Source organism: Paenibacillus arenilitoris (genome assembly GCF_014705655.1).
Classification (GTDB): Bacteria; Bacillota; Bacilli; order Paenibacillales; family Paenibacillaceae; genus Pristimantibacillus; species Pristimantibacillus arenilitoris.
Window position 1 is genome coordinate 57,711 of record NZ_JACXIY010000010.1, and the last position, 23,856, is coordinate 81,566.

General features: G+C 61.4%; 11 protein-coding genes. All 11 read left to right on the plus strand.

Annotated elements, in window-relative coordinates:
- The first annotated feature begins 65 nt into the window (after nt 1-65).
- Nucleotides 66-3,962 carry a glycosyl hydrolase family 2 protein gene (locus IDH41_RS07915; protein WP_223829541.1) on the plus strand — a complete coding sequence of 1,299 codons (3,897 nt, stop codon included), beginning with the start codon at nt 66-68 and terminating at the stop codon, nt 3,960-3,962.
- Nucleotides 3,959-4,954, plus strand: a complete 996-nt coding sequence (locus IDH41_RS07920; protein ID WP_190859852.1) for a glycoside hydrolase family 130 protein — start codon at nt 3,959-3,961, stop codon at nt 4,952-4,954. The genes IDH41_RS07915 and IDH41_RS07920 overlap by 4 nt, the downstream gene beginning before the upstream one ends.
- A gap of 84 nt (nt 4,955-5,038) precedes the next feature.
- On the plus strand, nt 5,039-7,708 hold the full coding sequence (locus tag IDH41_RS07925; RefSeq protein ID WP_317890704.1) for an alpha-L-rhamnosidase: 2,670 nt from the start codon (nt 5,039-5,041) through the stop codon (nt 7,706-7,708).
- A gap of 178 nt (nt 7,709-7,886) precedes the next feature.
- Nucleotides 7,887-11,105 (plus strand): glycoside hydrolase family 2 TIM barrel-domain containing protein, encoded by a 3,219-nt coding sequence (locus tag IDH41_RS07930; protein ID WP_190859856.1) that lies wholly within the window; start codon nt 7,887-7,889, stop codon nt 11,103-11,105.
- Complete coding sequence (locus tag IDH41_RS07935) at nt 11,102-13,171, plus strand: beta-galactosidase (RefSeq protein ID WP_190859858.1); 2,070 nt, start codon at nt 11,102-11,104, stop codon at nt 13,169-13,171. The genes IDH41_RS07930 and IDH41_RS07935 overlap by 4 nt, the downstream gene beginning before the upstream one ends.
- Nucleotides 13,161-15,545 carry a glycoside hydrolase family 95 protein gene (locus tag IDH41_RS07940; protein ID WP_190859860.1) on the plus strand — a complete coding sequence of 795 codons (2,385 nt, stop codon included), beginning with the start codon at nt 13,161-13,163 and terminating at the stop codon, nt 15,543-15,545. The genes IDH41_RS07935 and IDH41_RS07940 overlap by 11 nt, the downstream gene beginning before the upstream one ends.
- A gap of 151 nt (nt 15,546-15,696) precedes the next feature.
- On the plus strand, nt 15,697-17,049 hold the full coding sequence (locus IDH41_RS07945) for an ABC transporter substrate-binding protein (protein WP_223829542.1): 1,353 nt from the start codon (nt 15,697-15,699) through the stop codon (nt 17,047-17,049).
- Between the two features lie 51 nt (nt 17,050-17,100).
- A complete protein-coding gene (locus IDH41_RS07950; protein WP_190859862.1) occupies nt 17,101-18,288 on the plus strand; it encodes an iron-containing alcohol dehydrogenase in 1,188 nt (395 codons plus the stop codon).
- Nucleotides 18,285-19,589 carry a four-carbon acid sugar kinase family protein gene (locus IDH41_RS31910; RefSeq protein WP_190859864.1) on the plus strand — a complete coding sequence of 435 codons (1,305 nt, stop codon included), beginning with the start codon at nt 18,285-18,287 and terminating at the stop codon, nt 19,587-19,589. The genes IDH41_RS07950 and IDH41_RS31910 overlap by 4 nt, the downstream gene beginning before the upstream one ends.
- Complete coding sequence (gene pdxA, locus IDH41_RS07960) at nt 19,577-20,581, plus strand: 4-hydroxythreonine-4-phosphate dehydrogenase PdxA (protein ID WP_190859865.1); 1,005 nt, start codon at nt 19,577-19,579, stop codon at nt 20,579-20,581. The genes IDH41_RS31910 and pdxA overlap by 13 nt, the downstream gene beginning before the upstream one ends.
- A 190-nt stretch (nt 20,582-20,771) precedes the next feature.
- Nucleotides 20,772-23,849, plus strand: coding sequence for an S-layer homology domain-containing protein (locus IDH41_RS07965; RefSeq protein WP_190859867.1), 3,078 nt, complete (start codon nt 20,772-20,774; stop codon nt 23,847-23,849).
- The last annotated feature ends 7 nt before the right edge of the window (nt 23,850-23,856 follow it).

Genomic DNA, 23,856 nt, shown 5'->3' on the forward strand with positions numbered 1-23,856 from the left:
CCTATATACGAAAGTCCGAAACCGTGTAAAGTGGGTGTCAAAAGAGCTTCGGGAGGAGTGGGCAAATGGGACCTGGCATCGCTCAAATGCGCGTGCGGTTCGCGGAGCCGGATCCGCATTACGGACCGGTGCCGTTCTGGTGGTGGAGCGGCGAGGAAGTGACGGAGGAAAGGATCCGCTGGCAGCTTCGGAAATTTCGCGAGGGAGGCCTTCGCAACATCGGCATTATCCATCTGGCGCCGACCGGACCGCAATACGGTTCCTGCGGCGATCGTCCCGTCTTCATGAGCGAGGAATGGTGGACGTTGTTCGAGGTCGCGCTGCGGGAAGCCGAGCGGCTGGGGATGAGGCTGTGGTTCTACGACCAAATCGGGTTCTCCGGCGCCAACAAGCTCGCGCGTCTCGTGGCGGAGAATCCGGAATATGCCGGATACCAGCTGCGCAGGTTCGCTGCATCGGAGGCATTGCCCCCCGGCTCGCAGCTCCTGCTCGAGTCGGGCGGATACCGTTACGCCGCCGTGCGCCAAGGCTTTAACTGGCTGGATCCGCTGGCGTCGGCCGCCTTGCTCGGCCGGGTGCACGGCGAGCTCGAGAAGCGGTTTCCAGGCGACCTGGGCCGAACGATCGCGGGCAGCTTCCAGGACGAGCTGCCGCCGCTGCCGCTCTGGTCGCCGGATGTTCCGGCCGTTTATGGCGAACGGTACGGGGAAAATTTGCTTGATGCTCTCCCGGCGCTGTTCGACGATATCCCCGGCGCGGCCGACGTTCGCCGCCGCGTCTACGCGATCGCGGCGGAGCTTGCCGAACGGGCTTTTTTCATCCCGCTCGGCGACTGGCACCGCAAATACGGCATGCTGATCGGCTGCGATCAAGCGGGACAGGGGCGCAGGGCGGACATACACGGCGCGCAGCGGCTGTATCTCGATTATTTCCGGACGCATCGCTGGTACAACGCGCCGGGAGCGGATATGGACGGAGATTCGAAGGCCCATTCCTCGATCGTCCATCTGAACGGCGGCTCCCGCGTATGGCTGGAGGCTTTCCATTCCAGCGGCTGGGGCGGCACGATCGAGGAAACGATGCATTGGCTGGTGCCGTGGCTGCAGTCGGGCGTGACGCTGTTCAGTCCGCACGCCGTTTATTATTCGACCCGCGGCGGCTGGTGGGAGTGGGCGCCGCCGGATACGGGCTGGCGCCAGCCCTACTTCGAGCACTACGGGATATTCGCGGACACGGTCAGCCGGGTATGCCGCCTGCTCAGCGAAGGGACCCACGCGGCCGACATTGCCGTCCATTATCCTTCATTCGCCGCGCTAGGTTATCTGTCGCTTGACGACGTGAAGCCCCGCGAGCATCCGATGGCCGCTTCCAACCGCGACCCTAACGAGCGGATTACGCAGCTGCGGAAGGCGTATTTGAGCATGGCGGGAACCACGCACCGAAAGGTGGCCGAATCGAATACGGGCGCGCTTCGCGATCGGGGGCTCGACTTCGATATCGTGGACGATTCTTCGCTTGCGGGAGGCGAAGTCCGGGACGGTGCGCTGGAAATCGCGGACGAGCGGTTCCAGGCGCTCGTCCTGTGCGGGACGACCGTCATGGACGGGCCCGCCCTTGCGAAAGCGCGGGCGATGGCGGAGCAGGGCGGGCTGGTCGTCGGGGTGGACGTCCCGGAGGAAGAGCGCGGCGCGCTCCCGGGCGCCGTGTTCGCCGGCTCGGCGGAGGAGGCGGCCGCGCTCGTCGAGCGGAAGCTGGAGAAGCGGGTGGAAGGCCCCGGCTTGTCGCTTCACCGGCGCACGGACGATGCGGACATCTTCCTCCTGCTGCCGGAGAACGGCGCGCTGCTTCGGATGCACGAGCCGGCGGACGAGTCCGCGAGGCCTCTTCCGGCGGCCGTTTACCGGATTCGGACGGCAGGCGTGCCGGAGCTATGGGACCCGGTCAGCGGCCGGATCGAGCCCGTCGCCTATGTGCGCGAAGGCGATTGGATTCGCCTCGAGGCCGGCTTCGACCATTGGCCTTCCGCGCTGATCGTCTGCGCGGAGGAATCCGCCGGCAATCCGGGCAGCCGGGCGGCGGACGTTCCTTCCGCGGCAGTCCCGAACCCGGGAAGAGAGCGCTTCCCGGCCGATCCGGGCGCCTGGACGTCCGGCCGCGGACAGGTCCGGACACTGGACGATTGGCGCGTCCGGATCGAGGCGACGCTGGACAACCGGTACGGCGACTTCGACCTGCACAACGACCGGCGAAGTATAATGCCTCCCGAGCGGCGCATGATGCTGGTCCGCACGGAGCGGCCGGGCGAAGACGGGGCGGCGGAAGGCTGGCATAGGCCGGGAATTTCCGAAGCGGGCTGGGAGGAGCGGCTGTGGAGCGAATCCGCTTACTGGCATGTCCATAAGGGGGAGACCTTCGAGCCGGACAAGGCGCAGCCTCTCGTCTACAGCAACGTGTTCGGCGATTTGAAATTCCGGTCCTGGGCCGGACGGATGGGCCGCGTGCCGCGAAGATATTTGCATCTAGGGGAAGCGTCCAAGGGCGACATCGTATGGGCGTCCGCGTTCGCCGTCGCCCCGAAGGAAGGCCGCTACTGGATGCGGACGGAAAGCAATGCCGAGCTGACGGGCTGGGCAGGCGGGAAGGCCATCGAATGGAGCGGTGGTCCCGAGGAGAAGACGGCATGGATTTGGCTGAAGGAAGGCCCGAATACGGTCATGCTGCGCGCGGAAGCCAGAAAGGACGGCATGCTGCGCGCCGGGATCGAAATCAACGAATCGGCGGGCGAGCCTCTGCCGAAATGGATATACGCGGAGCGGCCGAGCCCCGAATCCCGCTTGCGGATGACGCTGGCGGCTCCCGAGGAGCGCCAGGCGCACCGCGTCCGCGTCGTCTTCGCCGCGCGGGGGAGAGCCGTGCTGCAGGTGAACGGAGTAACCGTTACCGAGCACGGGGACTTCAATCCGTATATTCGCCAAGGACAGGAAGAGGTGGATATTACCGCCTATTGGCGCGAAGGCGAGAACGAAATCGGGTTTCTGCTGCCCGAGGGCAAAGGGGAAGTGTTCGCGGACGGAACAATCGAGCTGCGAGGCGGCGGCGCCATCCCGTTCTGCACCGGTCCCGACTGGCGGGATGAACGGGGACATGCGCCGCTCGTCCTTCATGCGGGCGTGCTGCAGTTCGCGGAGACGGAGTCGCTCTGGATCAACGACCGTCCCCATCCGCTTCCCGGCGTGGGCTGGCTTATGCCCGGCTCGGTACCTGCGACGCCGCCCGTCCCGTTCGTTGCCGATTTGGACGCGATCGGCCGGGCGGTCTGGCTCCGGTTCCCTCTACCTGTCGGAGCGCACCAGCTGCGCCTGGAGGCCAAGGGCCGGGTACGCCTATGGATCGGAGGAGAAGAGGTGCCGTTCGCGGGCGGCGTCTCCGAATTCGAGCCGCAGAATGCGGGTACGATAGCCGCCGTCCGCATCGAACCAGACGGCGCGCTGACGGAAGCCGCCGTCCTCGGCGCGCCCGTCCGGTTCGAGACGGTTCCCCGCCGCGGGGAGCTCGGCGACTGGCGGACGGCGCTTCATCTGCCGCATCATAGCGGAGCGGTGGAGTACGAGACGAAGCTTGCGCTTGAGGAAGAAAGCGCGGTCGCGCTGGATCTGGGCTATGTCAGAGGGACCGCGGAGGTCTGGGTGAACGGCTCGCCGGCCGGCGTCCGCGTGTGGCGCCCTTACCGGTATGCGATAGGGACGCTGCCAGCCGGCTCGCACATGCTGCGCATCCGCGTAACGAATACGCTCGGCACGCATTACGAGCACGGTCGCCCGACCGGTCTCGTCGGCGCGAATCCGGCCGTCACGTATTGGGACAAGACGCCTCGGCCGGAATGGCAGGCTTCTTTTCCGACGGGTGGTCTATACGGTCCCGTGCGCGCATCGATCATACAATCGGGGGAGGATGGACATTGAATATCGATAACTGGCTGACGCCATATAAATGGGGCAAGCCCGTCCTGATCGGCTCGGGCGAGAAGGGGGCCTTCGATTACCATGCGGTCGATTGTCCTTTCGTGTTCCGCCACAACGGCCGTTTCTACATGATGTACGTCGGCTTCGACGGAACCGGCTATCAGACGGCGCTTGCGGTTAGCGACGATCTGCTTCGCTTTGAACCTCTATCGACGATTTTGCGCCGGAACGAGGGCTCGGACTGGGATTCGAGGAACGTGGCGGGAACGTGGATTTTGCGCGACAACGAGATGTTCGGGCCGGGCACGTTGAAGCAGTGGAACGGCAAGTATTGGCTTGCCTATCATTCCTATCCGGGGGACGGCTACGAGGAAGGCTCCGCCAAAATCGGTCTGGCGTGGACGGAGGACGAAAATTTGCTCGAATGGCACCGCCTGCCGGACCCGATCCTGACGCCAGAGGAAGGGGAGCCGTGGGAGAGAGGCGGGCTCTACAAGGAGTGTCTGCTTGAGCACGAAGGAAAATTTTATTTGTTCTATAACGCCAAAAACAAAAACCGCGGGCGGTGGATCGAGCAGACCGGGCTGGCCGTTTCGGCGGATTTGATCCATTGGACGCGGCATAAGGACAATCCGGTCATCCGCGTGACGCCGGACAGGTGGGACAGCGGGTTCGTCAGCGATCCGTGCGTGCTTAAGGACGGGGACCGCTGGGCCATGTTTTTCTTCGGCTACGACTACAAGAAGGCGCAGGAGGGGATCGCTTATTCCGCCGATCTTCTGAATTGGACGAAGCATCCCGAGCCGATCATTACGGTTGGCGGCGAGGGAGAGCTCGACGAAGTATTCGCGCATAAGCCGTCCGTCATCGCCCATAACGGCGTGCTGCATCACTTCTATACCGCATGCAGAAAGCCGCGGGAAGGCGACCGGACCTGCAACTTCTACCCCGAATTTCGGACGATAGCCGTCGCGACGTCGCGGAAGCTTTGATCGTATTCGGCCAATGCCCGCCGGTATATCCGACGGATCGGGCAATCAGTCGGCCGTCTGCGAGCGGCCATAAGGAGGAGCATGGTGGCAGCGATCGAGATTGCGGCTTTGCGCACGGAAGGAATCCATTGTCCGCTGGGCCTGGACGTTGACAGACCGAGGCTATCGTGGTCGTTCGGAAGGCCGGGCGATCGCGGCGGCCGTCAAAGCGCCTACCGGATTGCCGTTGCGACGAGCGAGGAGAGGCTGAAGACGGGAATGCCGGATGCGTGGGACAGCGGCATTGTAAGTACCGGGGCGCATACATCCATCGCTTACGAAGGAGCTTCGCTATTGCCAAGACAGAGGTATTACTGGCGAGTGACGGTTTGGGACGAACAAGGGCAGTCATCGACCGGCGCGGCGGCTTGGTGGGAGACGGGCATGCTGTCCGGCGATCGTTGGACGGGACGCTGGATCGGCGCCTCCGCCGGGGCGGGCGGCGAGAGGCGGCTTGTCCAGCTGCGAAGGTCTTTCGACGTTAAGGGGCCGGTTGCGCGCGCGCGTGCCTACATTTCCGGACTAGGCCACTACGAAATGCGATTGAACGGGGCGAAGGTCGGGCGGCGGGAGCTTGAACCGGGATGGACCGACTACGACAAAACGGTGCTCTACTCGATCCACGACTTGACTTCCCGGGTCAGGCAGGGGGAGAACGCGGTCGGCGTCCTTCTCGGCAACGGATTTTACCGCGTCGCCGGCGGACGCTATGCGAAGTTCAAGGACAGCTACGGCGAGCCGGCATGTCTTGCCGAGCTGGTCATCGATTACGACGACGGCACGACGGAGAAGATCGTCACCGATCGTACGTGGTCGGCGAGCGAAAGTCCCCTCACCTTCTCCTGCATATACGGCGGCGAAGATTACGATGCGGGGCTGGAGCAGGAAGGCTGGGACGAGCCCGGCTTCGCGGAGAACGATAGCTGGAGCCGGGCCTGCGAGCTGCCGCCGCCGCGAGGCAAGCTGCTTGCGCAATCGTCCCCTCCGCTGGCGGTGATGAAGCGGTTCCCGGCGTCCGTCGTCTCGGAGCCGCGCCAAGGCGTCTACGTCTACGACCTGGGTCAAAATATATCGGGCTGGCCGTCCATCCGTATAACCGGACCGCAAGGCGCGCGGGTCAAGCTGAAGCCCGCGGAGCTGCTGACGGACGAGGGCCTGGCCAATCAGAAATATTCGGGATCGCCGTACGAGCTGAACTATGCGCTCAAGGGCGGAAGCATAGAAGAATGGCGTCCCCGGTTTTCGTATTACGGCTTCCGTTACGTGCAGGTGGAAGGCGCGGTGCCTTGCGGCAAGGAAAGCGGGGGGAAAGCCGGTCTTCCGGTGCTGCACGGTCTCGAAGGCGAGATGATCTATCCGGATACGCCCGCGTGCGGCGGCTTCCGATGCTCGGACCCGCTGCTGAACCGGATTCACGAAAACATCAATTGGGCGATCCTCGGCAATATGAAGAGCATTTTCACGGACTGTCCTCACCGCGAGAAGCTGGGCTGGCTGGAGCAGCTTCATTTGATGGGCCCCTCCGTTATGTTTAATTACGATATTGAAGCGCTCTTGGACAAAATCATGCGCGATATGGCCGATGCCCAGCTTCCAAGCGGGATGGTGCCGACAACGGCGCCGGAATACGTCGTATTCAAGGAGCCGTGGCATATATTCCGGGATGCGGCGGCCTGGGGAGGCTCCTACATTCTGGCAGCCTGGGAAATGCTGCAGCGGTATGGCAGCACAGGCCCGCTGGAAAGACATTACGACGGGATGCGCCGCTACCTCGATTATTTGACGGGGACCGCCGACGGATTCATTCTCCGCGCCGGACTCGGCGATTGGTACGACATCGGGCCGAAGGGACCGGGCTTTGCCCAAAATACGCCCGTCGAGCTGGCGGAGACGGCCGTCTACTTCGGACTGGCCCGCGCGATGCGGCAAATTGCGATCGTGCTCGGCAAGGAGGAGGACGCTGCCGCTTATGCGTCGCTTGCCGAATCCATCAAGCAGGCATTCAACGAGGCGTTCTACGACTCTTCCTCCGGGCAGTACGCCGAAGGCAGCGATGCCGCCATGGCTATGCCGCTCGCGATCGGCCTTGCGCCGGAAGAGCGGCGGGGCGCGCTCTTGAGCCGCCTCGTCCGCCATATTTCGGAGAGGGGATGGATGACGAACGCGGGCGACGTCGGTCACCGTTACGTGCTCCTGGCGCTTGCCCGCGGAGGCCGTTCGGACGTCGTCTACCGGATGACGAGGAGCACGGATACGCCCGGCTACGGCTATCAGATCGCGCACGGCGCTACGACGCTGACCGAGGCGTGGGACGGTCCGACCGTCGGCAAATCGCAAAACCATTTCATGCTCGGCCATCTCGAGGAATGGCTGTACGGCGGCCTCGCCGGTCTCGATTACCGGTATCAGCCGGGGACCGGACGCTTCATCGTCAAGGTGAAGCCGGCCGTCGTAGGCGATGTCGCATGGGCGGAAGCCTGGCAGGAGCTTCGTCCCGGCAAGGCGAGCGTCAGATGGGAGCTCGGGCCGGGACGGACGATTGCGATCAAGGCGGAAATACCCGCGAACAGCGAGGGCCGAATTTATATTCCCGCCGCACAAGACGCGGAAGTCCGCAAGAGCGGACCGGAAGCCGACTATTTGGGGCGCGAAGACGGCTATGCGGTTTATCGCACCGGTCCCGGTTGCTATTTCTTTAAATATAAGAATCTGTAAGTTTTGCACTTATAAATGAGCTTATATTTCATCGCGAAACGAGCTTATACCGCCGAAGGACGGCACAGAACCGAGCTGCGCAAGATGCAGCTATCGGTTCGTGCGCAGAGTCAGCCGTTTACGCTTGACCGCTGATTTTGAAGCGGACGGCCGCATTAGGCGAGAGAGGAGTCGACACATGAGATTGCGATTCAATCGGAAGTCGCCGGACTACGAGAACATGGACATTTTGCAAATACATGCCGAGCCGCCGGACGCGCGCGGCATTCCGTATCCGGACAGGGAGTCGGCGCTTGCCGCCGCGGCTGCTTGCGACAAGTACGCCTCCTCCCGCATCCGGACGTTAAACGGCGAATGGAAGTTCCATTACGCGAAGTGCCCGGAGGATGCGCCGGAGCGCTTCTTCGACGAATCGTTCGCGGGAAAGGAATGGGACCGGATACCGGTTCCTTCGAACTGGCAGCTGCTCGGCTACGGCACTCCCTTGTACAGCAGCAGCAAATATCCATTTCCGGTTGATCCGCCGCATATTCCGAAGCGAAATCCGACCGGCTCTTACATACGATCGTTCGAGCTGCCGGCACAATGGGCGGAAGGAGACGTTTTCCTTGTATTCGAAGGCGTGGACTCCGCCTTTCACGTCTGGGTCAACGGGGAGGAAGCCGGCTACGGGCAAGGCAGCCACAACCGCATGACGTTCAAGGTGACGGATCTGGTCCGTCCGGGGGTTAACAAGCTTGCCGTCCGCGTCTACCAATGGTCGACCGGCAGTTACTTGGAGGATCAGGACAAATGGCGGCTCAGCGGCATATTCCGCGACGTCTACCTGTTGTCCTCGCCGGCCGCCGTCCGCGTTCGCGATACCCATATCCGGACCCGCCTGTCCGAGTCCTACGACAGCGGAGTGCTCGAGTTAGCAATAAGCCTTGCGGCGTCCGCCGGCAACAGCGGCGAGGGATATCAGATCAGGGCCGAGCTGCTCGATGCCGGCGAATCGGCGGTCGCAGCCGGCGAAGCCGATGTTCCGGGCCTGGCCGGGGGAATGCAAGAAGCCGGCCTCCGATTGGAGCTGCCCGTGCGCGATCCGAAGCTGTGGTCGGCGGAAGAGCCGCAGCTCTACACGCTGCTCGTCACCTTGTCCGGAGAGCCGGGGCAGGTAGCGGAGGCATACCGGTACGCGGTCGGCTTCCGGGATATCGGGGTGCGGGAAGGACGGCTGCTCGTGAACGGCAGGCCGGTCATCCTCCGCGGGGTGAACCGGAACGAATTCGATCCCGGGCGCGGTCACGTTATTACAATGGAAGCGATGATCGAGGACATCGTGCTGATGAAGCGCCACAATATCAATACGGTGCGCTGCTCGCATTATCCGAACGACGAGCGCTGGCTTGATTTGTGCGACCGTTACGGGCTGTTCGTCGTCGACGAAGCCGATCTGGAGACGCACGGCTGCGTATTTCTCGGCGAAATCAGCCGCTGGATCGACAATCCCGCCGAGAAAACGGCCTTCGAGAGCCGATTGGCGAAGGACCCGGCTTGGAAGGAAGCGTTCATGGACCGTATCGTTCGGCTCGTCGAGCGGGACAAGAACCATCCGTCCGTCATCGTCTGGTCGCTCGGCAACGAATCGGGCTACGGAGCGAACCACGACGCGATGGCCGCCTGGGTGCGGGAGAAGGATCCGACGCGGCCGATTCATTACGAGCGGGCTTCCGATTCGCCGATCGTGGATATCGTCAGCAGCATGTACCCGTCCGTCGATAGGCTCGTCGCGGAAGGCGAGAAAACGAACGAAGCCCGGCCTTATTTGATGGTCGAATTCGGTCATGCGATGGGCAACGCGCTTGGCAGCCAGAAGGAATACTGGGATGCGGTCTATCGCTATCAGCGGCTTTGCGGAGGATTGATTTGGGAGTGGGCGGACCTTTCCTTGCGGCGGCCGGGGCCGGACGGACGCTTCGAATACGCCTATGGCGGCGATTACGGCGACAGCCCGAACAGCGGCCACTTCTGCATCGACGGGCTGCTGTTTCCGGACCGGTCCGTCAAGCCTGCGCTGCTGGAGTTCAAGAAGGCGATTGAACCGGTATGCATAACGCCCGCCGATTCGGATCGCTTGCTCCGGATTCGCAACCGGTACGATTTTGTCTCGCTGGAGCATTTGGCCGTACGGTGGACCGTCTTCCGGGATGGCGCCGCGGTCGAGGAAGGGACGCTGCCGCCGCTTGCGATTGCCGCGGGAGAAGAAGCATCCGTCGCCGTTCCTTACCGGACGAACCCGGAGCGGGAGCCGGGCGGCGGGGAATATTGGCTCCATATGAGCTGCTCGCTCCGCGAGGGGACAAGCTGGGCGCCCGCCGGACATGAAGTCGCTTGGGCGGATATCCCGCTTGCGTCCTCGGCGCCTTCCTTGCCGCCGTTATCGCCGGCAGCGATAAGCGCCGTCGCCTTGGAGGAAGGCAGCCGGTCGCTCACGGCGACCGGAGCGGGGTTCGCGGTCACGTTCGACAAGCTGAGCGGCGCGATGGACCGTTGGGAGCATAACGGCGTAAGCCTGCTGGAGTCCGGACCGCGGATCCAGCTGTGGAGAGCGCCGGTCGACAATGACGTCCATCTGGCGAAGAAGTGGCGGGAGGCCGGCTATCACGAGCTGGAGGCTCACGTCAGAGGCATCGAGGCCCGTCATGCCGCTGGTGGCCGGGCCGTCCAGGTGCGGACGGAGTCGGTCCTCGCCGTGAACGGCCTGCGGCCGGCGTTTGCGGCCGCATCGCTGTACACCGTCTACGGCAGCGGCGACGTGACGATCGAATCTGTAATCAAGCCGCTTAAGGAAGGACTCCCGCCGCTCCCCCGCGTCGGGCTCCGGTTCGTCATGCCCTCCCGATTCGGGAAGATGGCCTGGTTCGGCCTCGGTCCGCACGAATGCTACGCCGACCGCAAGCAAAGCGGCAAGCTCGGCTTGTACGAAGGAACGGTCGAGGAACAATTCGTTCCGTACATCAAGCCGCAGGAGAGCGGCGGCAAGGCCGATGTCCGCTGGGCGGGCATCACCGCGGGCGACGGCTCCGGACTGCTGATCACGGGAGGCGGGGAGACGCTCGGTCAGGTCGGCGCGCGCCCGTACTCGACCGAGGCCTTAAGCGCCGCCAGGCACCATTCGGAATTGAAGCCGCTCGGCGCGACCGAAGTAAGCGTCGATTGGCGCCAATCCGGCCTCGGCAATCACAGCTGCGGCTATGCGCCGACCTTGCCGGAGTATCTGATCCCGGCAGAGCCGGTATCGTTCACGATCCGATTGAAGCCGGTCGTCGAGGGAGAGGAGAGCGCCCAAGACGCAAGCCGGCGAATGCCGGAACGGATCGAGTGGGAACCGAAGGAGGAGGAACGGATTCAATGAACGCCTTGTCTAACAAAATATTGTACGGAGGGGACTATAACCCCGAGCAATGGCCGCGGGACGTATGGGAGGAGGATATGCGGCTGTTCAAGCTGGCCGGCATCGACATCGCCACGGTCAACGTCTTCTCCTGGGCGCGGAACCAGCCGGACGAGAAGACGTACCGCTTCGAATGGCTGGACGACGTCATGGATATGCTGCACGCGAACGGGGTTCGCGCCTGCCTTGGGACCGGCACCGCGGCTCATCCCGCCTGGATGGCGCGCAACTATCCGGACGTGCTGACCGTAGACTCGCAAGGCCGCGGCAAAAAGTACGGCCGCCGGCACAATTCCTGCCCGAACAGTCCGACCTTCCGCCTCTATGCGGAGCGAATGGCGCGGAAGCTGGCGGAGCGGTACAAGGAGCATCCCGCCCTGCTGCTCTGGCATGTCAACAACGAGATGGGCTGGCGGTGCTATTGCGGCAACTGCGAGCGGGCGTTCCGCGTCTGGCTGCGGGAGCGGTACGGTACGCTGGACGCCTTGAACGCCGCATGGTACACCTCGTTCTGGGGGCATACGTTCTACGAATGGGAGGAGATCGTCCCGCCGAGCCAGCAGAGCGAGCATTTCAGCGCTTTCGGCCATGAATGGACGGCCTTCCCGGCCATGTCGATCGATTACGACCGCTTCAACTCGGACAGCTTCCTGGCGTGCTATAAGCTGGAGCGAGACGCGATCAAATCCGTCATGCCGGATGCGGTCGTCACCACCAATTTCCAGAGCAACGGCACCTACAAGCCGCTCGATTATTTCAGGTGGGCAAAAGAGCTGGATGTCGTCGCGCTGGACAGCTATCCGGCCAACGATACGCCGATGAGCCAGATTGCGATGCGGCACGATCTGATGCGGGGGCTGAAAAACGGCGCCCCGTTCCTGCTGATGGAGCAAAGCCCGAGCCAATTGAACTGGAAAACCGTCAACCCGCTGAAGCGGCCGGGCGTCATGCGGCTGTGGAGCTATCAGGCGGTCGCGCGGGGCGCGGAGGCGGTCATGTTCTTCCAGCTCAGGCGCTCCGCGGGCGCCTTCGAGAAGTTTCACGGCGCCGTTATCGATCATGCCGGGCACGAGCATACGCGGGTATTCGCCGAATGCGCCGAGCTCGGCCGCGAGCTGCGCGAGCTGGGGGATACGCTGCTTGGAGCCGGAACGGGTTCGAAGGTCGCCATCGTCTTCGATTGGGACAACTGGTGGGCGCTCGAGCATTCCAGCGGCCCGACGAAGCAGCTCAACTATTTAAATCAAATTCAGCGTTATTACGACGCCTTCTATAGCCGGAACGTGCAGGTCGATATGATCGGCCTGGAGACCGGGCTCGGCGATTACGACCTGGTCATCGCTCCCGTGCTTTACATGGTGAAGCCGGGTTATGCGGCGAAGCTGGAAGCTTATACGGCCGGCGGCGGCACGTTCGTGACGACGTTCTTCAGCGGCATTGTGCAGGAAACCGATCGGGTGACGCTCGGGGGGTATCCCGGCGAGCTGCGGAAGCTGCTCGGCATCTGGGTGGAAGAGATCGACCCGCTGTTCCCGGGCCGTACGAACTCGCTCATCATGAAGGAGAACGCAGGCCTGCCGGCGGAGGCGTATGGCTGCGCCTTGCTGTGCGAGCGTCTGCATACGGAAGGAGCGGAGACGGTCGCCGTCTACGGAGCCGACTTTTATGCCGGCATGCCCGCGATTACCCGCAATCGGTTCGGCCGAGGCGAGGCCTGGTATATCGCGACCGATCCGGAAGCCGCCTTCCTGGAAGCGTTCTTCGAACAGTTGGCGGACAAGCTGAATATCGTCCCGGCCGCCGTAACGCCGCCCGGCGTGGAAGCATGCGCGCGGGAGAAGGATGGGCGGCGATTCACGTTCCTTCTTAATCACAACGACCGCCCGGAAACGGTCCAAATCGGAGAGGAGCCGATCATGGAGCTGCTTAGCGGCATGCGGTTAAGCGGGGAAACGACGCTTCCTCCGCACGGCGTCTTAATTGTCGAACAGCCAAGCAAAGGAGCGGGTCCGCGCGATGGGCGATAACGAGTTGACGATGTGGTACCGGAGGCCGGCCTCCGATTGGGTGGAAGCGCTGGCCGTCGGCAACGGGAGACTGGGGGGAATGGTGTTCGGCGGAACGGTCCGCGAGCGGATTTTGCTGAACGAGGATACGCTTTGGTCCGGACATCCCTACGACCCGAACAACGGTGAGGCGGCGGAATATTTGGATGACGCGCGCCGGCTCGTTCTCGAAGGGAAGTACCCGGAAGCCCAGCAGCTGATCGAGGAGCATATGCTCGGTCCGTGGACGGCTTCCTACCAATCGATGGGCGATCTGTATATTCAGCTCGACGCGAGCGGCGAAGCTTCCGATTACCGGCGGGAGCTCGACTTGAACGACGCCGTCTGCCGGACGCGATTCACGCTGAACGGGGTCCGGTATACCCGCGAAACGTTCGTATCCGCGGCCGATCAGATCATGGTCGTCCGGATGACGGCCGACCAGCCCGGCAAATTATCCGTGCAGGCTTCGCTGGATAGTCTGCTTAATCACGGCACGCGCAAGGGCGCGCCCGATATGATCGTGCTGACCGGACAATGCCCGAGCCGCGTCGAGCCTTTCCATGCGAAGAGCGCGGAGCCGGTCGTCTACGAGGAGAACAAAGGCATCCGGTTCGAGGCGCAGCTCCGCGCGCTGCCGGAAGGCGGTCAGGTAGAAGCGCACGGGAACCGGCTCTGGGTCAGAGGGGCGGATGCCGTGACGTTCCTGCTGGCGGCGGCGACCAGCTTCAACGGTTACGAGAAGGACCCCTGCAAGGACGGCAAAAATCCGAATCGTCTCTGCCGGGAATGGCTGGCGCATGCCGCCGAATATTCGTACGGCGAGCTGCTGCGCCGGCATGCGGCGGATTATCGGGAGCTGTTCGGCAGAGTGGCCCTGGAGCTTGACGCGCCGGGGCAGCGGGAGCTCCCGACGGATGAGCGGATTCAGGCTTTGCGGGACGGCGAAGCAGACGAACAGCTGGCGGTGCTGTTTTTTCAATTCGGCCGGTATTTGCTCATTGCCAGCTCAAGGCTGGGCACTCAGCCGGCTAACCTCCAGGGCATCTGGAATGACAGAGCCAGACCGCCCTGGGCATGCAATTATACGGTCAATATCAACACGCAGATGAATTACTGGCCCGCCGAGACATGCAATCTGGCGGAATGTCACCTGCCTTTGTTCGATATGCTCGAGGATTTGCGCTCGGCGGGGAAGGAGACGGCGCGCGTCCACTACAAGGCCGGAGGCTGGGCAGCCCATCACTCGGTTGATCTGTGGCGCTTGACGACGCCTTCCGGCGGCCCGTCGAAGGGGCCGGCGAGCTGGGCGTTCTGGCCGATGGCGGGGGCGTGGCTGTGCCAGCACCTCTGGGAGCATTACCGATTCGGCGGCGACCGGGTCTTCCTGGAAGGCCGGGCCTATCCGGTCATGAAGGATGCCGCCCTGTTCTTCCTGGACTTTCTCGTGGCGGATCCGGAAGGCTATCTCGTCACGAATCCGTCCACGTCGCCGGAAAATACGTTCATCGGGCCGGATGGCCGGAAGGCGGCGGTCAGCATGGGATCGACGATGGACAACTCGCTCATCTGGGAGCTGTTCACGCATTGCATCGAAGCTTCCGCCATCCTCGATATCGACGCCGAGCTCCGCTCGGAGCTGATTGCCGCCCGAGCCAGGCTTCGGCCTCTTGCGGTCGGCCGCCACGGCCAGCTTCGGGAGTGGTTCGACGACTTCGAGGAAGCGGAGCCGGGGCACCGTCACATGGCCCATCTCTACGGCCTGCACCCCGGTCATCAGATAAACAAGCGCGACGATGCCTTGCTCGCGGACGCTTGCCGGGTATCGATCGAGCGCAGGCTGGCGCACGAGAAGGAAGACGCGGTCGGCTGGTGCTTCGCCTGGCTGATCAGCCTGTTTGCCCGACTGGAAGATCCGGCGATGGCGCACCGTTACTTGGTCAAGCTGCTCAAAAATCCGTTCCCCAACCTGTTCAACGCGCATCGTCATCCGAAGCTGACCTTCTACCCGCTTACGATCGAAGCCAACTTCGGAGCGACGGCCGGCATTGCGGAGCTTCTGCTGCAAAGTCACGCCGGCGAGCTGAACCTGCTTCCGGCGCTGCCCGAAGCATGGCCGGAAGGCCGGATTAGCGGTCTTCGGGCGCGGGGCGGGTTTACCGTTCATATGGAGTGGAGCGGCGGAAAGCTGAAGCGGGCCGTCATCGAGTCGGCCGACGGGAATCCGTGCCGCATCCGGACGGGGACCCCCGTGCTTGTAAACGAGGGAGCCGTCGCAGCGGCGGAGCTCGAGCCGTCGGTTATCGAATTCGAGACGGAAGCGGGCGCCGCCTACATCGTTTCGCCGCCGGCTTAAAGCGCGGCGGCGGCCGCTTCCCTTCCTTCAGATGTATTGAAACCGCCTACAATTTGCTCGGAACGCCTATTGGTTCCCGTATCCGGAGCGTTTATTTTTTAATAGGAGTCTTTTTCTCCAACAAGATCTATGAATGGGAGGTTATGAAACGATGAAGAACAGAATTTGCGTAGCGCTTGTCTTGTCATTGATCATGCTGGTGTTTGTCGGATGCACCGGAAATAACGGCGGCAATAACGCAATCGAGGCGGTGGAGAACGATCAGGAGCCGGAAATCGTCGTCGAAGTGGATTCGCCCGATAACGAGCTGTTCATCTTTACGGCCTGGCCCGCTTTCTACGTCGACGAAGCGATATTCGAACAGCAGGTCGGCCAATTCGTCCGCAAGAAGTTCCCGGACGTCAACCTGAAGCATATCGCCTGGAACGACGGGACGAGATACGAGGACTTGATCGCGAAGGGAACGATCCCCGACATCGTATTCGACGACATCGGCCGCAACACGTTCCGGCAGATCAAGAAGTTCAAGCTGGAATACGACATGAGCGACCTGGTCAAAAAATACAATTTCGACACTAGCAGATTGAATCCGTCCGATTTGCAGCATTCCTTGAATACATCGGACGGAAAGCTATACTCGCTGCCTTTTAATACGAACGATTACGTGCTGATTTACAACAAGGATCTGTTCGACAAGTTCGGCGCCGATTACCCCAAGGACGGCATGACCTGGAACGAGGCTTACGAATTGGCCAAAAAATTGACGCGTCAGGAGGGAGACGCCACCTACAAAGGATTTCAGATGAATCCCGTCCATTACATGAGGTTCAATCAGCTCTCGGAGCCCGCGCTCGACCCGAACGAAGACAAGTCCGCCATGCTGTCCGACAATTGGCTGAAAATCTTGGACAACATTAGAAGATTTTATGAAATTCCCGGCAACCAATTGGTGAAAACGAACGACTTCGTCAAAGGCAATATCGCCATGATCGTGGATACGATGGAGAATGCGTTCCGCATCGTCAATGAGAACAAGGACATCCATTTCGATATTTCTTCCATTCCCGTATTTCCGGAAGCGCCTACGGCCAAATTCCAGCCCAGCACGAACGGCATGTTCATCACGCAGCAATCGGATAACAAGGATCTTGCCTTCGAAGTCATCGCCTATTTGCTGTCGCCGGAAGTTCAAACCGAGCTGTCCAAGCAAGGCGTCCTGTCTCCGCTCAAGGATCCGGCGGTCCAGCAGGCATTCGGGACAGGCATACCGGAATGGAACGGGAAGCATTTTCAGTCGATCTTTCATTTGACCGGCGCCATGCCTCCCCCCCGCAAACCGGGGTTGACCTATATTTACGCCAACATAGACCTGGCGTGGAAATCGATTGCGGAAGAATCCAAAGATAACCAAACCGCGCTTCGGATCGCCAATGAAGCGATGGATAAAGCCATCCAGGAGACGATCGCGATCCAGAAGCAGGGCGGCGACAGTCCTCACCTATAAACGGCCGGGCATGCCGTTCAAGGCGGCCCGCATAGTCAGGAGACCATTTGCATGAGCGAACCCACCGGGAATTACCAATTTCAAACGGCCGGGAAAATCATCGCCGGCCCGCATGCCATTCAAAGATTGGGCCATGCGCTTACCGGCGCGGGCCAGGCAAGCAGGGCGCTCATCGTCGCCTCGGACACGATGCGAAAGCGCGGAGTAACGGATGAAATAGCGGCGCTGCTGGCCCAGAGGGGCATTGCCTCCGAAGCGATCGGCGGCGTCATGCGGGAGCCGACCGCGGACCATATCGAGCAATTGGCCGATCGGGTCGGGAAGGAGCATTTCGACGTCTATATCGGAATCGGCGGAGGCAGCGTGCTCGATGCGACGAAGCTCTTGTCCGTCTTGCGAACGAACCGGCTGGGCGTAAGAGAGATGATCGGCACCGAGCTTATTACGGGCGAAGGCATTCCGACGGTTCTCATCCCTACGACATCGGGCACGGGATCGGAAGCGACGCCGAACGCCATCGTCACGCTAGCGGAAGAGAAATTGAAAATCGGCATCGTCAGCCGCCATTTGCTGCCCAGGCTCGTCGTGCTGGATCCGGTGTTGACGCTTGGGCTTCCGAAGCCGATTACGGCCGCGACCGGCATGGACGCTTTCACGCACGCGCTGGAGTCTTATATCTCGAACAAGGCGAACCCGATCAGCGACATGCTGGCGCTGGAGTCGATCCGCCTCATTTCGCGCAGCATCGTTCCCGCTTTCCATAACGGGAGCTCGCTGGAAGACCGCAGCGCGATGCTTCTCGGCTCCATGCTCGGCGGAATGGCGCTTGCCGGCTCGGGGACGGCCGCCGTTCATGCGATGGCTTATCCGCTCGGGGGCAGGTTCAACATCCCGCACGGGGCGGCGAACGCCATGCTTCTTCCTCATGTGATGGCGTTCAACCTGGACCGAATTCGGGACAAGCTGGAGATCGTCGCGGCTGCAATGGGGATCGCGAAGGAACCGGGTAGGCCCGCCGCGGCGGCGGAGCGGGTGATCGAACGGATTGCGGAATGGACCGAAGAGCTGGAGATCCCTCAGGATCTGACGGCCTACGGCGTGCAAGCGGCGGATATCCCCTCCCTGTCGGCGGCTGCCTTCAACGTCCGGAGGCTGATGGACAACAACCCGAAGCCGGTGTCGACCGGTCAGATCGAAGCCGTATACCGTAAACTGCTCCCTCGGGAGGCGATCAAGTGAAGCTCGCGATCATCGCCGACGATTTGACGGGAGCAAGCGACAGCGGGGCGCAGCTTGCGGGGACGGGCATGCCGACGACCGTATTGATTAATCCCGCCTATCGGGGGCCGGTTGAAGGTCATCACCTCGTCGTCGATACGGACAGCAGAGCCGTTTCTCCGGAAGAAGCCGCTTTACGGGTCAGAGAGATGGCGTTCATGATGAAACAAAAAGGATATACGGCGATTTACAAAAAAATCGATTCCACCATGCGCGGCAATCCGGGGGCGGAAATCGAAGCGGTCGACGCCGTGTTCCGGCCCGACTTTGTCATCATCGCGCCCGGATATCCCCGCAACGGAAGACAAGTCGTGGACGGCCGCCTGTACGTGGACGGGGTTCCGCTGCAGGAGACCGAATTCGCGCGCGATCCCGGAACGCCGGTGCATGACGGCTACATCCCGAACCTGCTGCGCGGGCAAACGTCCGGGCCGATCGGCATGGTGACGAGGAACGAAATCCGCGACCCGGATTTTCGGCTTGGCGAGAAGCTGGACGCCCTCCGTGCCGGGAACATCCGCTATGTTCTGTTCGATGCGGAGACGGAAGAGGACTTGAAGTGGACCGTGAACGAAGTCATCCGCACCGGTTATTCGGTCGTTTGGGCCGGTTCGGCCGGGCTGGCGAGCCATCTGCCGTTAGCGCGCGAGGAGGTTCCTCTCCGGAGTGGGAACAGGAGCGTAGCCCGGGAGGATGCCGTCCTCGTCGTCGTCGGGAGCGTAAGCGGGCGATCGAGAAGACAGCTCGATCTGCTGCTTGAACAGGGCGATGTCTTCCCCGTCGAGCTCCGCTCCGAACGGCTTGCGGACCGTCCGGAATCGCGCCGCGGCGAATTGCTGCGGGCTTTGTCCGAAGCAAGCAAAGCGAAAGGTCGATTCCGCAACCTTGTCCTGTATTCGTCAGGAAGCCCCTCGGACGTGAAGCAGGCGCTGGAAGCCGGCCGGAGGCGGGGAATTCGCGCCTCCGGGGTAAGCGACGCCATAGCGGATGCGCTGGGGGAAGCGGCGCTGCACCTGCACGGCTTGTTCCGGTTCAAGGGGATGGTTCTGACCGGCGGAGATACGGCGAGGCGGGTATGCACGCGGCTTCGGGCCAATACGATGAGCTTGTTCGGAGAAGTGGAGGAAGGCGTGCCTATCGGCTTGCTTGACGGGGACCGGGAGGTCATTGCCATTACGAAAGCGGGCGGCTTCGGCAGCGATGCCGTGTTATTGAACGCCATCAGCAAGCTAAGAGGGGAGGGGCCGACATGTTGCCCGTAATCGCGATTACAATGGGAGATGCCGCGGGCATCGGTCCGGAAATCATCGTAAAATCGCTCCTGCGCGAATCGTTGTTCGAGCATTGCAAACCTTTCGTTATCGGGAACGCGGCCGTTCTGCAGCGGGAGATCGACCATTGCGGACTGCCTTTGCGGCTCCAGCTTATCGAGGATCCGCAAGCAGGCAATTATCGCCATGGCCTCGTTCCCTGCATCGACATCGGCGCGCTTCCGGCCGATTTGCCGTACGGGAAGGTTTCGGCCGCGGCGGGCGATGCCGCTTTCCGCTATATCGAACACGCGGTCAAGCTCTCGCTCGAAGGAAAGGCCGATGCCATCTGCACGGCGCCGCTGAACAAGGAGGCGCTTCATCTGGGAGGACATCCGTATCCGGGACATACGGAAATATTGGCCGCATTGACCGGGACGGAAGACTATTCGATGATGCTGACGACGCCGAAGCTGAAAGTGATTCACTTGACGACGCATGTCGGACTGCTCCGGGCGATCGAGCTGATCGATCCCGAGAGAACGTACCGGGTGATCCGGCTGGCGCATGACATGCTGACAAGAGCGGGCATCGAACGGCCCCGCATCGGCGTATGCGGAATCAACCCCCATGCCGGGGAGAACGGGCTGTTCGGAAACGGGGAGGAACGGGAGAAGCTGGTACCGGGCATCGAACGGGGCCGTGCGGAGGGAATCGACGCGACGGGGCCATACCCTGCGGATACGCTGTTTTTCCGGGCAGCGCGCGGCGATTTCGACGTTGTGGTTGCCTGCTACCACGATCAGGGCCATGCGCCGGTTAAGGTGCTGGGCATCGAAGCCGGCGTCAATATTACCGTCGGACTGAAGGGAGGCGTCATCCGAACCTCGGTCGATCACGGAACGGCCTTCGACATCGCGGGCCGGAACGAAGCGGATGAGCGGAGCCTGCTTGCGGCGCTTCATGCGGCGGCGGAGCTTGCGCCGAAAGGAGCGCGCGGCTAAAGCGGAAGCGGCAATCAAACGGGCAGCGCGAAACCGCCTATAAGGAGGATGCTGTCAGCCTATAAATACGCCAAACAAGCCGCTTACAATTAATCCATGGAAAGGGAGGGATGCGAAGTCCGACGGTTAGCGGACACGAAACTTATGTAAGCGCTTATATTTGATAATAACGTTGAAGGAAGTGTGAATGATGAAGCGAATGTACGGATTTCTTTCGGTTCTGCTTTTGTTTTACACGATCTGTTCCCCCGCTGCCCTGGCAGAGGAGGCGGCCGGGAAATCGGTCGACCAATTCACCGATTTGAAGCATCTTCCGGCCGAAGTGAAAAATAAGTTCGACGTCTTGATCAAATCAGGCATATTCCATGGCATTTCGGATGACCGGTTCGGATTGGATCTAAAGATGAACCGCGCGCAGATGGCCAAAGTGGCCTCCCTTATTTTCGAATTGCCGGTCGATTACGGGCTGAGCGCTTCCAGTTTCTCGGATGTTGCGAAGGAAGGCCCGCACGGTTATGCGCTTCCGTACATCGAAGCGTTGAAAGCGGCGAAGATGACGAAAGGATCCGATGCAAAAGGAACCCTTTATAATCCTTCCGGGGAAGTCGGCCGGCAGGAGCTTGCAACGTTTCTGATCCGGGGACTTGGACTCGAGGATGAGGCCCTCGAGGCCAAGCCGGTCGATGACCGGACGGTTAGCCAGTGGGCGCGCCCCTATGTCGCGCTCGCGCTGGAAAATAAACTGCTCGCGAACAAATACGGCGGTACGGCATTCGAAGGGGCGGCTCCCGTGACCCGGTACGAGCTTGCCTTAGCCGCTTACGAGGCGCGCAATCTGTTTATCGCGGGCAAAGTGCCGGATAAAGCGTCGATCGTTAACGCGCATCCGACCGGCGCCAAGGAAGTGACGGTCTGGCTGAACAAAGAGGTCGACACCGGGAAAGCGAAGCTCGGCGTAACGAGGGACGGATCGGACCGGCCGGGCGATATCGAATGGGCAAGCGATAAAATGACCGCCACGATCACGCTGGATCAGAAGCTGACGCAAGGAAAATATCTCGTCAAGCTAACCGGCTTGGACGAGGAGGCGGTCGACAGAACGGAAGCGGAATTTACCGCGCAGGATGAGCGGCTTGCCGCATTCCGATTCGCCTCGTCTTCGGATATATTGCCGCAAGCCAAAGTCATCATCCCGTTTAAAGCGGTCAACCAATACGACGAGGAATCCGACTGGACGGCAAGCGATTTCCGAATCGAAGTGGGAGCCGACAAGGTCAGGGCGGTCCCGCTCGCCGGCAAGCAGGCCTTCCAGCTGGACTTGAGCCGTCATACGAAAGGCGCGCCCGTCTCGGTTATTCTGATGCCCAATCCGATGACGGCCGACACCAGCCCGGTCAGCAAGCTGTTCACGGTCGGCGATCCGCCGATCGTCTCGAGGGTCGAACTGGGCGAGCTTAAATTTCTCGGTTCCGATAAGGCGTTAAAGCCCGGCGGAAGGGCTTACCAGCTGTTTTCCGCCTTCGACCAGTACGGCTTCCGCATCAGCGACGCCGATTTATTGAATGGCGAGAGAGGGATCACGACCGCTTTCTCGGAACCGGGCGTATTTCGCGACAACCCGTCCATGGGCAAGCTGTTCGATTACGACAACGACGGTTATCCCGACTTGTCCATCGAGGTATCGCCGGACGTGAAGATTGGCAAAGAAGTGAGTTTGATGCTGTTCACCAGAATCTATGGCCAGCAGACGTCCGTGAAGCTGAAGGTGAAGGCGGCGCAAATGCCGGCTTCCGTCGAATTCGACTTCGCCGATACGCTGACGGTCGGGGAAGAGGACGTCTATATTCCGATTATCGTCAAGGACGAGGAGGGCGTCGCCCTTTCCCAATCGCAAATCGTCGATGCCGAGACGAGCGGCCTCCTTCAGGTCGCGAGCTCCGGCCAGCTGGTGGTGGAAGCGGACCCGCCGTTCCGGACCGATTACAGCGTTACGCCGAACGTAAGCCGCAAAGCGGCCATCCAGGCGAACGGAACGGATAGGGGCAAGATTCGGATTGCCCGGGCGGCGGGCGCCGGACAGGCGCTGGTCTCCGTCATCTTGCCGCACACCGGCAAAAGCGCGCAGCTAAGCGTCTATGTCGAGGAACCGCAGGAGCGGGTGCCCGCGTCCGTCAAGCTGGACGGCGACAGCAGCATCCTGCTTCTTCCGGGCAAAGAGCAGCAGGTGAAATTTAAAATATTGGATCAGTACGGCGACCAATTCAATGCGGCGCTTCCCGACTACAAAGTCGAATACAAGCTGGAGAGGACCGCGGGCGAAGCGGGGGCGGTTACGACCAAAGGCGCGGCCGTTCTGAACGACGAGACCGCCGCGGTCAGGATCGAAATGAACGACAGCTCCGGGAAAGGGGTAACGTTCGTCGCCGATCCGGCGAAAACGGGATCTTACCGGCTAAGCGTCTCGCTCATAAGAGTGGACTCGTCCGGCGCCCTTATCGGCATCCTGTCTTCGGCTTCGGCCGTTGCGGAAGTATACGGAGGCAGTCAGACGCTGACCTACGAAATGGAACTTGACGATACGCTGTTCGCGGCCGGCAGCTACTATTACGAGCGCAAGGAAATTACGACGGTCACCGATTCGACCTACCTGCTCGCCAGCAGAGACCTGTTCGCAAGGGAAATCGAAATCAGCGCCAAGGACGAACAAGGCAGAGACGTCGCTCTTCCTTCCGGTATTATTCGGCAGATCGGGTCATCCGACCCGGATGTGATTGGCGACGACGACGTATCCCGGATTATAGGGCTGAGCGCCGGAAAGGCGACGGTTACCGTCATTTTCGATACGCCGACGGGGGCGCGAACGCTGAGCAAGGAAGTGGTCGTTAAAGATGAGCGTCCGGCGATTCAGGAGATGAAGGTCGACAAGTCCGCGAACGTGATCGACAGCAGTCTTCCGAACGGCCTTCTTCCGTGGGATGAACGACTGATGAAGAAGGTTACCGTGACCGACCAGTACGGCAACAGCGTCGCGAACGATAAAATCGCCGAATACAACGATTTGTTCGGCATCTCCTTCTTAATCGGAGACATTCATTACGTGCCGAATACTTCTCCGGACAAGAAAGATAAAATCTATATCGACGACGGCAACCGGATCGTGTATAAGCCGGGCAGCGGCAATGAGGACGAACCCAATATGACGGATTTCACTTTGACGGCGGTTGCGCCTAACGGCAAAACGTCCTCGACCTTCATAACCGTAAATTAATTCGCAG